The sequence below is a fragment of the Methylobacterium sp. J-070 genome (assembly GCF_022829385.1).
In the GTDB taxonomy this organism is placed as follows: domain Bacteria; phylum Pseudomonadota; class Alphaproteobacteria; order Rhizobiales; family Beijerinckiaceae; genus Methylobacterium.
Genome location: NZ_JAKSXX010000212.1, coordinates 1 through 356 on the forward strand (window position 1 = coordinate 1; position 356 = coordinate 356).

General features: G+C 70.8%; 1 pseudogene. It reads right to left on the reverse strand.

The features are described from left to right. Positions 1-356, reverse strand: a pseudogene (locus MKL01_RS22945) (exonuclease VII large subunit); the annotation flags it as partial.

Genomic DNA, 356 nt, shown 5'->3' on the forward strand with positions numbered 1-356 from the left:
CCGCAGCAGCAGGGGTGGCCACTGAGCGGGAGGCGATGGCGTCCAGGGCGGTCTCTGGTGTGGCCGCGTGGCCGACGCCCACCACGAGGTTCGGGAGCCGCAGGGCCGCGTGCACGACCCCTGCTGCGTCGAGCGGAGCGAAGGCTGCCTGCGGGACGTCTCCGCGCACCAAGCGGGTGACCGACTGCGCGTCATAAACCGCGCACGTCGCCTCTGCCTTGACGCAGGCCTCGGTCAGGGAGCGCTCCGCAGACGGACCCTCGAAGATCGCGGGCACGAAGATGATATCCAACGCACCACCCTGCACGAAGGGGGAGAGCACGCGTTGGACGTCACCGAAGGCGTCGCCGCGCTCG